Annotated in this window: 9 protein-coding genes; 8 read left to right on the top strand and 1 reads right to left on the bottom strand. The window is 49.3% G+C overall.

Features of this window, described 5'->3' with window-relative positions; genetic code table 11:
• Positions 1 to 134 precede the first annotated feature (134 nt).
• The 8 genes from AC4MRN_RS16820 to AC4MRN_RS16785 all read left to right on the top strand — a co-directional run bounded on the left by AC4MRN_RS16820 (position 135) and on the right by AC4MRN_RS16785 (position 8,202).
• On the top strand, positions 135 to 890 hold the full coding sequence (locus AC4MRN_RS16820) for a DUF3450 domain-containing protein (protein ID WP_491203925.1): 756 nt from the start codon (positions 135 to 137) through the stop codon (positions 888 to 890).
• A 66-nt stretch (positions 891 to 956) separates the two neighbouring features.
• Entirely contained in the window at positions 957 to 2,267 is a 1,311-nt protein-coding gene (locus AC4MRN_RS16815; RefSeq protein WP_491203926.1) for a MotA/TolQ/ExbB proton channel family protein, read from the top strand.
• A 5-nt stretch (positions 2,268 to 2,272) separates the two neighbouring features.
• The gene (locus tag AC4MRN_RS16810) at positions 2,273 to 2,788 is read left to right on the top strand and encodes a MotA/TolQ/ExbB proton channel family protein (RefSeq protein WP_073320425.1); all 516 of its coding nucleotides are present in this window, start codon (positions 2,273 to 2,275) and stop codon (positions 2,786 to 2,788) included.
• A gap of 46 nt (positions 2,789 to 2,834) precedes the next feature.
• Entirely contained in the window at positions 2,835 to 3,242 is a 408-nt protein-coding gene (locus AC4MRN_RS16805; RefSeq protein ID WP_073320422.1) for an ExbD/TolR family protein, read from the top strand.
• A 12-nt stretch (positions 3,243 to 3,254) separates the two neighbouring features.
• The gene (locus AC4MRN_RS16800; protein ID WP_491203924.1) at positions 3,255 to 3,866 is read left to right on the top strand and encodes an energy transducer TonB; all 612 of its coding nucleotides are present in this window, start codon (positions 3,255 to 3,257) and stop codon (positions 3,864 to 3,866) included.
• Positions 3,867 to 3,873: 7 nt separating this feature from the next.
• Positions 3,874 to 5,190 (top strand): tetratricopeptide repeat protein, encoded by a 1,317-nt coding sequence (locus AC4MRN_RS16795; RefSeq protein WP_491203923.1) that lies wholly within the window; start codon positions 3,874 to 3,876, stop codon positions 5,188 to 5,190.
• A 146-nt stretch (positions 5,191 to 5,336) separates the two neighbouring features.
• The gene (locus AC4MRN_RS16790) at positions 5,337 to 6,461 is read left to right on the top strand and encodes a TonB family protein (RefSeq protein ID WP_491203922.1); all 1,125 of its coding nucleotides are present in this window, start codon (positions 5,337 to 5,339) and stop codon (positions 6,459 to 6,461) included.
• Positions 6,462 to 6,555: 94 nt separating this feature from the next.
• On the top strand, positions 6,556 to 8,202 hold the full coding sequence (locus AC4MRN_RS16785) for an alkaline phosphatase D family protein (protein WP_491203921.1): 1,647 nt from the start codon (positions 6,556 to 6,558) through the stop codon (positions 8,200 to 8,202).
• A gap of 2 nt (positions 8,203 to 8,204) precedes the next feature.
• Here AC4MRN_RS16785 and AC4MRN_RS16780 read toward each other — a convergent pair.
• The coding region (locus AC4MRN_RS16780; RefSeq protein ID WP_491203920.1) for a DUF2254 domain-containing protein at positions 8,205 to 9,500 on the bottom strand (1,296 nt) is incomplete at its 5' end.

Below are 9,500 nucleotides of genomic sequence, written 5' to 3'. Positions count from 1 at the left end.
CAAAAGGGCCCCTTATTACTGCCATATTTATATGACAGATATGTAATAAAACTGTCACAGAAACACCCTATCCTACCCGCAGCTAATTTAGTAGTCGGTACAGCCGATTTCTTTAAAACAAAAGGTTTGAATGTATGAAGCTTTTTAACACGTTGCTGGTAAGCACGGCACTTTTGTCGGCATCAGCATTCGCTCAGGAGCAGGATTTAGCACCTGCCATTGATACCGCCAAGGAAATCAATGAGTCTGCGGCGACGTCGCAGCAAAGAATTGACGGTATTACCGATCAAATTGACAGCAAACTGCAGCAGTTCAAGACACTGAACAAAGAGATTGAAGGTTTAAATATCTACAATCAGCAACTGCAAAAGCAAATTGCTAACCAGGAACAGGAAATGGCTGATCTGAATGCAGCGATTGACGAAGTTTCTGTTATTGAACGTCAAATTACCCCGCTGATGATTCGCATGATTGATGGCCTGGAGCAGTTTATCGCTCTGGATGTGCCTTTCCTGCCTCAGGAACGCGCAGACCGCATTGCGAATCTGAAAAGCATGATGGATCGCGCCGACGTTGCATCATCTGAGAAATTCCGCCGTGTAATGGAAGCTTACCAGGTTGAGATGGACTACGGTCGCACCATGGAAGCTTACACCGGTATTCACAACATTGACGGTCAGGAACGTGACGTTGAGTTTTTACGTCTTGGTCGTACTGCGCTGATTTATCAGACTCGCGACGCCAGCACGCAGGGTGTGTGGAATAAGCAAACTCGTCAATGGGAAGAGTTAGACAGCTCATACCGTACGCAAATCACTAAAGCATTACGCATGGCCAAGAAGCAACTTGCGCCTGATCTGCTAATGCTGCCAGTTGCCATTACAGACTAAGAGGACGAAGTGATGTTGAAATCGTTGAAAACCATCGTATTTGGTCTGGTTGCAGCAAGCCTGAGCATGTCTGCCATGGCAGAGAATGAGCGAGCTCTGGACCTGGATGCACTGCTTAAGCAACTGGAAGAAGGCAAATTTGCTCAGACACAACAAAACAAGCAACGCGAACAAGAGTTCCTTGCTAAGCGTGCTGAACAAGATCAAATTTTGCGTGATACCAATACATTACGCGACAACACCCTGGCATTGTCAGAGCGTCTGGAAACCCAGTTCGAACAGAACGAATTTAAACTGGCTGACCTGAACGAAGCGCTGACGACTCGCCTGGGTTCATTAAAAGAACTGTTTGGTGTGCTACAGCAAGTGGCGGGTGACACCAAAAACAAATTCTACAACTCGATGATTTCTGCTGAAATCAGCGGTCGTTCAGAATTCCTTGACCAGTTGGCGCAAGACATGGGCTCTAGCTCAAAACTGGCCTCTATCGAAGAAATCGAGCGCGTATGGTTCGAACTGCAACGCGAAATGACAGAGTCGGGTAAAGTGACCAAGTTCACCACTGATGTGGTTGAAGCGGGCGGCGCGAAAGTCAGCAAAGAAGTTGTTCGTGTGGGTCCTTTTGCGCTGGTTGCTGACGGCAAATACCTTGAGTTTAACGGCGTAACCGGCACGGTATCAGAGCTGATTCGTCAACCTGCTGATCGCTACGGTGAGTCTGCCGCTGAACTGCAAGCCTCAAATGGCGACATCGTTAAGTTCGGTATCGACCCAACAGGTGGTTCAATCCTGGGTCTGTTAGTCCAAGCGCCCAACCTGCAGGAACGTGTCGAGCAAGGTGGTGTGGTTGGTTACATCATCCTGATTGTAGGTGCCTTTGGTCTGCTGCTGTCTATTGAGCGTTTGTTTACGCTGACAGTTATCCGCGCCAAGGTGAACAGCCAGCTTAAATCTGCTGAAGTCAAAACTAACAACCCGCTTGGCCGCGTACTGAAAGTCCGTGACGAGCACCCGAATGCCGATACTGAAGCATTAGAGCTGCATTTAACCGAAGCCATTCTGGCCGAAGTACCTAAGCTGGGTCGCAACCTGACTATCATCAAGATCATCTCTGTTGTTGCTCCGCTGATGGGTCTGTTAGGTACCGTTACCGGTATGATTAACACCTTCCAGGCGATTACCCTGTTTGGTACCGGTGACCCTAAACTGATGGCCGGTGGTATCTCTACGGCATTGGTTACTACGGTTCTTGGTCTGGTAGTCGCAATCCCAACTACCTTACTGTACGCGATGCTGAATACGCGTAGTAAGAACATCGTTTACATTCTGCAGGAACAAGCTGCTGGTGTGATTGCTGAGCGCGCTGAGCGAGGCTAATCATTATGATTGAGTTTCTTGAAGCAATTCGTGATTTTACAGAAACCGGAGGCCAGGTACTCCTGGTCATCGGTTTACTGATATTCGTGATGTGGCTCTTGATCCTCGAACGCGCATTGTACCTGTTAATCTGGCACAAAAACTTCAGTAAGGAAGCGGTAAAGGTTTGGAAAGCACGTGAAGATCGCTCTTCATGGCACGCTGAACAAATCCGCTCCAAGATGATTTCGACGCTGACCATTCAGTTAAATGGCAGCATCCCCATCATTCAGGCGCTGGTGGCACTGTGTCCACTGTTAGGTCTGATGGGAACCGTAACCGGAATGATCGAAGTATTTGATGTTATGGCCATCTCAGGCTCAGGTAATGCCCGTTCAATGGCTTCTGGTGTATCTAAAGCCACTATCCCCACTATGGCGGGAATGGTAGGCGCACTGTCAGGCGTATTCGCCTCGACCTGGTTGAACCGCAAGGTGAAAACCGAACGTGCACACCTTGAAGAAGCATTGATCAAGCGTTAAGGCATGCATCGGGCATTCCCGGTGCATCTAGTAAGGTAAAAGAATTATGAAACAGCATTTTCAAAACCTGGTAGACGAAGAAGAAGCAACGATTGATATGACGCCCATGCTGGACGTTGTATTCATCATGTTGATCTTCTTTATCGTAACGGCGTCGTTCGTGAAGGAAGCCGGTATTGACGTAAACCGTCCTGAAGCTGCCACCGCAGTGAAGCAAGACCGGGCCAACATCCTGATTGCTATTTCAGATAAAGGCGAAATCTGGATCAACAAACGCCGTATCGATGTTCGTGCTGTACAGGCCAATATTGAGCGTCTGCACGCTGAAAACCCACAAGGTACTGTGGTAATTCAGGCTGATAAGAAAGCCACGACCGATACCCTTATTAAGGTTATGGATGCTTCACGTGCCGCGGGCGTGTACGAAGTGTCTATTGCAGCGCAAGAGCCATAAGCGAGCATTGCTATGTCACGATTTTTAATCGCATTTGTTGTATCACTGGCGATTACATTGGGATTGTTCTTTTTAATGCAGTCGCTGATCAAAATGGGCGGCAGTGCATTAACTGAACCACCGAAAGGCAGCGTGCTGGACTTTGTTCGCGTGAAGCCTGAGGAGCAGGTTCAGAAGAAAGAACGCAAGCCCCGTAAGCCGCCTAAGCCGGAAGAACAGCCGCCGCAAATGGATACGCCGCAAATGGACTCCCCGAGTCCGGATGCAGACGGCAGCGGTATGTCATTCTCAGCCGATGTCGGCGACAGCATGTCACTGGAAGGTGGCGGTCTGGCGCTGGAGTCGGGTGACGGTGAATACTTGCCAATTGTGAAGGTATCACCTGTGTATCCGCGACGTGCACTGCAGCGCGGTATCGAAGGGTTCGTGATTGTAGAATTCACGGTTACCAAACAAGGCGCGGTGAAAGACGTTTACGTTATTGAGGCAAACCCGGAAGGGATTTTTGAACAGGCTGCTATGGACGCCGCCAAGAAGTTCAAATACAAGCCTCGGGTTGTGAATGGTGAAGCCACGGAAGTATCCGGTGTGCAAAACCGCATAACATTCCAGATAGACGGGTAATGACAGTATGAAGCAAACACTCTCTCGCACCCTGTTATCCCTGGTTGCAACGGGCTTGTTGGCAACGGGCAGTGTGTCAACGCTGTTGGTCAGTAATGACGTTGTTGCTCAGGAACAAAAAGCCAGTGAGCGTCCTACCCGACGTACACCGGCGTTGCGTTCAAAAGTTTACGAGCAGTTAGCCCGCGCTCAGTCAGCCGCCGATGGTGGCAATCTGGCTGAGGCCATTGAAATTCTGGACGTTGTACAAGGTAAAGAAACCTCCATGAACAGTTACGAGCTGGCCATGATGTATAACTTTTACGGGTTTATTTATTACAACGATGAACAGTACGACAAAGCCCTCGAAAATTTCGCGAAGGTGGTTGAGCAGCAGCCTATTCCGGAAAGCTTCGAGCTGAGTACGCTGTTCAGTCTGGCACAGCTAAACCTGATGCAAGGCAACTATGCCGAAGCCATTACGTACCTCGAGCGCTGGGAAAACCTGAATACAGGTAAAATTCCACCGAAGAACCTGGTGATCAAAGCTCAGGCGTACTATCAGAACAAACAGTACGCAGAAGCGGCCGACTTTATTACTGCGGCGATTAAAGGCCACGAAGAAGAAGGCATGATCCCGGACGAAGGCTGGCTAATCCTGCAACGTGCTATCTATTACGAGCTGAAGCAGCCCGAGAAAGTGAAAGACGTGCTGGTGAAAATGGTCAAGTTGTTCAACGAACCAAAGTACTGGATCCAACTGGCCGGTATGTATGGTGAGCTAGGTGAAGAGAAAAAGCAGCTGGCTATTATGGAAGCCGCGTATCAGCAAGGTTATGTAAGCTCAGCTGCGGACATTTTTAATCTTGCACAGCTGTATTACTACCATAAAGCCCCTTATAAAGGTGCGCGTTTAATGGAACAGGCGCTGAATGACGGCGTGCTTGAAAAGAACCTGCGTAACCTGAAGTTCCTCGGTCAAAGCTGGACACTGGCAAAAGAACAGGAAAAAGCGGTACCGGTAATGGCGCAGGCAGCTGAATTGTCTGATGACGGTGAGCTGGATGCGCAGCTGGCGCAAATCTATCTGAACATGGAAGACTGGGACAACGCTATTTCTGCTGCAGAGAAAGCGATTGAAAAAGGCGAGTTGCGTAATGCGGGCATCCCATACCTGATCAAAGGCATGGCATTGTATAACAAGAAGCAATACGCCCAGGCCTTGAACGAACTGGCGGAAGCCGAGAAGTTTAAGTCAAGTCGCGGTATGGCACAGCAGTGGTCGAAATTTGTTGAATCAGAAAAAGCCAGCAGTGAGCAGATTCAGGCGGAATTAGGTTCGTAGACTGTGATCAAGTAAACGTACAAGCGTTAGATATTAAAGGTCGGCATGATGCTGGCCTTTTTTTATGCTTGAATATGGAGGGGATTGAGGTTAGGTTTCGTACAGTTGTTTTATCTTTTTATTTAACACAAGGATGTCAGAATAAAATGAAAGCACTCAGACAACTCACAATTGCAGTTTGTTTTGGGATAGCGAGCAGTAGCGCCTACGCCCAAACGGCGAGCACGTTCAGCGAAGCGTATAACCGTTATACCCAGGCGGTTGATGCAGGGAACGGCGAACAGGCCGTTAAATATGCGAATCTGGCACTGAGTTTGGCCAGCGATTCGGTGTTGGCTAGCACTGAAAATCATTATGCGTTGCAGTATAACCTGGCCAATGCGCTGCGTTTAAACGAGCAGTTTAGTGAAGCGGAAGACGCGTACCAGTCACTCATCAGCTATGCATCGGATACCTTTGGCCCGCTCCATTTGAAGACGTTTTTAGCACGCCTGGAATCCTACGATTTAATACGAACCACTGCCAGGCTGCCGTCAACGACATCGAGTTTTCAGCGAGCAGAAAAAGCCTTAAAGGCCATTTTAAATGACTTAGAGGACGTTCCGGAAGAACCGCTCCATGACGCGGCGATCATTTACTACAGTGCGTTGGCGCCTATTACCCGTTATGGTGCCACCCCCTTGTCATTTTCAAGAACTGAAACCTTAACCGAAAAGGCCCTCGTGCTGGCAAATGAAAGCTGGGGCCCGAACGATTTAAGGACGGTTCACCTGAACTTTCTTATGGGGAAATTACGTTACGCACATAAAGATTACGAACAGGCGAGTGGTTACCTTGAGTCAGTGGCTAAACGCGTTAATGATGCGACGCTCTATTCACACCCCTGGGCATTGAAAGCCCATGCTATGTTGGTTCAGACCTATTCAAAAATGGATGAACAAGACAAAGCAACACAGCATTGCCAAACTATTGGCAGAATGACCCCCTGGGATGAGAATCAGGAGCCGGATCCTATCTATCGTGTTAATCCGGTTTACCCACGTACAGCGGCGATAGGACGACGAGAAGGGTACGTGGTAATTGAATTCTCTATTGATGAACAGGGTTTTGTGACTTCTCCCGATGTACTGGAATACACAGGGAGTAAAAAATTCATTCGGGCAACGCTGGATGCATTGGATCAATGGCGGTACGCACCGAAGTTCGCCGACGGAGAACCCGTGGTTGCGCAAAATATGAAAGTGCAAATGGACTTCAAATTAAGCCGGTAGCAAATAGCAAGGTTATGAATCTTCGAGAGATTCATAACTTTGTCACAGACCACTGTCATAGTCGGCGCACATTGATTTATCAGCGCGTGACGTTATGACATTTTCCCGCAGACACTTTATTAAAACGGGTTTGGCAACCGGTTTAATTTCTCCGTTTTATCGACCGGCTTTCGCTCTCCCAACCAGTGCCTTATTCGATTGTGGCGTTGCCAGTGGCGACCCGACCCACGACGCCGTGATCATCTGGACACACACCACAAAGCCGGTAACGTTAACGTGGCAAGTGGCCGAGGATGTGGCATTTACCCGTATTGTAAAACAAGGTCAGGGACAGACCTTTAACGAAGCCGATTGCACATTTAAAGTGGATGTGACAGGGCTGACGCCCGGGAGTGTCTACTACTATCGCTTTTCTTCCGGCTCCGAGCAAAGCGAACCAGGCCGCACGAAAACCCTGCCTGAAGGTAATCTGAACACCTTGTCGATTGCCGTTGCCAGTTGTTCGAATTACCCCTTTGGCTATTTTAATGCCTACCACCATATTGCATCGGACAGTGATATTGATTTCGTGGTGCATTTGGGGGATTACATCTATGAATATGGTCAGAGCGGGTGGGGCGCTGAATCGGGACGTCAACTTAATCGTCAGCATCTGCCTGCTCATGAAATAGTGAGTCTGGCAGACTACCGCCAACGTCACCGCCAATATAAAACCGACAGCGGCTCAAGACTCATGCACGCTACACACCCACTCATTCCGACCTGGGACGATCATGAGTCGGCCAACAACCCTTATATGAATGGGGCGCAAAATCATCAATCGCACGAAGGCAGTTGGACGGCAAGAAGAGCTGCGTCTATTCAGGCTTATTACGAGTGGATGCCGTTGCGCGAACCCGGTCCGCAGGCGAATAAAGCGCAGCTATGGCGACACTTTTCATTTGGTAACCTGGCGACCCTGACCACCCTTGAAACCCGCCATACCGGGCGTAGTCTCCAAATCGACTACGCTGAACATTTAAAACAATTGAATACGGAACAATCGCTCAGGCATTTTATTGAAACCGTATTGGGCGATCCATCCCGAACCATGATAAGTGTCGCGATGGAACAGTTTTTAGAAGCACAGTTGGCGGCATCAGTGAAACACGCTAAGTGGCGGCTGATTGGTAATCAAATTCCCATTGCCCGGACGCATGTGCCGGATGTGACCGACGTGACATTGCCCACGGGTCTGGCCGACAACGATCCGGTTGCGGCGCACTTCGCTTATTTTATGGCCCTCGGCAAGCTGGACTTGCCCATCTACCTCGATACCTGGGACGGTTACCCGGTTGCCAGAGAAAAATTCTATCAGCTTTGTCAGTCGGTTGACGCGACGGATTTGATAGTTCTGACCGGCGATAGTCACGCTTTCTGGGCGAATCAGTTGTATGCCGGTGATGGCGATGCCATGGGCGTCGAACTGGGTACCGCCGGGATCACCTCACCGGGTGATTTCGAGTCGTTGGGACCTGAACTGGCGACAGAGTTAGATTTGCGTGTTGCGTCGCACAATCGTGAGATTATGTGGACTGACTGTCAGCACCGAGGTTACGTAAAGGTGTCTCTGCAGCCTGAGCAAGCCACAGCGAAGTTTATTGCGGTAAGCAATGTAAACTCTGAGCATTACACCGCTAAAACGCTTCGTCAGTACCGTATAACCAAACAAGGTCGCTCGCTGTCGATGACGCGCGCATAGCGCTACACGTCATGCTGCCTTCTGAAAGGCAGCATCGCTTCGTCTATTGCATGGCGATCGCTGCCACACAACGTGTTTGTCTGGCTGTTGGCGTAAATACTGTTCGCGTGTTGCATAATGGTATTCACAGCCATGGCGTTACAGTGGGACTGCAGCGTCGCCAGGCTATTCAGTAAATGAACCTGCACCTTTGTATGCGAACCGGCCATTTGTCTTATTTGACTAAATGCGGTGTCCACTATCCCTTCGAAGGTAAAGGTTCGGCGCTTTAGCCATACCTCAGTACTATTGTGAACCAGGGTGTCGGCAGGGAAGTCACGCTGACAAATAAGCACGCAGGCTGCGGTGAGTTTATCTATGCAGGTAATGGCGGTATGCGGATCGTTGATGCCGGGTGACAACGCGCGCAGGGCAATTTCAACCAGTTGGCTGACTGCAAATTCCGGATCCTGAATGGGCGTGCGCTCGCTACCCAATACAACGGCGTTGTGTAAATCACTGAAGGCGTCAGCTTCAAAGGGGTGTTTGCAATAAAGCGTAATCAGTTTGGCGTCTTTCACGACATGGTCGCCGCTTCGTACATGGATTTCACTGCCGCTGACCTTAACCGCTGACATCGCCATAAAACTGGCGTAATTAATAGTTTGCACATAACCGCTGCATCGGGCATGCAGCACCACGGGAAAACTCTCTTGTGTACTGGTCCAGCTTTCGTTAACGGCTTTATGCGCTGAGTCTGATTCGGGTTTTGGCAGCAAGCTATCAATGCTACTGCAAAACGCATTGAAGCAATTAGCGATAACCTGATCGGCTTGAATGGACCGCGAAACATGGTGGATAAAGTACACAATGGTGACGCAGTCGACGATAGCAAAAAAGACGGTAAAACCGGCCAGCAGAGAGATGGCATCCTGATTTTCAGCAATTGACGACAAATGATGTAACGACAGCAAGCAAAACAAAAAGGTGGATACCATGATACCCAGCACGGCCTGGGTGCTTTTGTCGTTCATAAAATTGCGTATGAGCCTTGGTCCGAACTGATTCGACGCCAGAGTCAGGGCAACCAGCGTCATTGAAAAAGCGATACTGGTGAAGGTGATCATTGCACCGGCAACGGTAGACAACAGCTGTTGTACATTCTCCGGCGTGACCCTAGGTATCAGTGGTTGCAGAAAGTCGGGTAAAAAGGCTCGCTCAATTACCGACAGGCAGGTATAGCAGAGCGCAACGCTGCCCAGCATCATCAGTACCGGAATAAACCAGTAGCTGGTAGACAGTGACTCCCAGAAAACCCG

This window comes from Marisediminitalea sp. (assembly GCF_984433645.1).
The sequence above is the reverse complement of the archived record's forward strand: the minus strand, read 5'-3'. Positions and strand labels throughout refer to the sequence as shown.

Excerpts from the sequence above, each read along its gene's own strand:
- AC4MRN_RS16815 (WP_491203926.1), top strand. The coding sequence starts at position 957 with ATGTCTGCCATGGCAGAGAATGAGCGAGCTCTGGACCTGGATGCACTG.
- AC4MRN_RS16800 (WP_491203924.1), top strand. The coding sequence starts at position 3,255 with ATGTCACGATTTTTAATCGCATTTGTTGTATCACTGGCGATTACATTG.
- AC4MRN_RS16785 (WP_491203921.1), top strand. The coding sequence starts at position 6,556 with ATGACATTTTCCCGCAGACACTTTATTAAAACGGGTTTGGCAACCGGT.
- AC4MRN_RS16795 (WP_491203923.1), top strand. The coding sequence starts at position 3,874 with ATGAAGCAAACACTCTCTCGCACCCTGTTATCCCTGGTTGCAACGGGC.
- AC4MRN_RS16810 (WP_073320425.1), top strand. The coding sequence starts at position 2,273 with ATGATTGAGTTTCTTGAAGCAATTCGTGATTTTACAGAAACCGGAGGC.
- AC4MRN_RS16820 (WP_491203925.1), top strand. The coding sequence starts at position 135 with ATGAAGCTTTTTAACACGTTGCTGGTAAGCACGGCACTTTTGTCGGCA.
- AC4MRN_RS16805 (WP_073320422.1), top strand. The coding sequence starts at position 2,835 with ATGAAACAGCATTTTCAAAACCTGGTAGACGAAGAAGAAGCAACGATT.
- AC4MRN_RS16790 (WP_491203922.1), top strand. The coding sequence starts at position 5,337 with ATGAAAGCACTCAGACAACTCACAATTGCAGTTTGTTTTGGGATAGCG.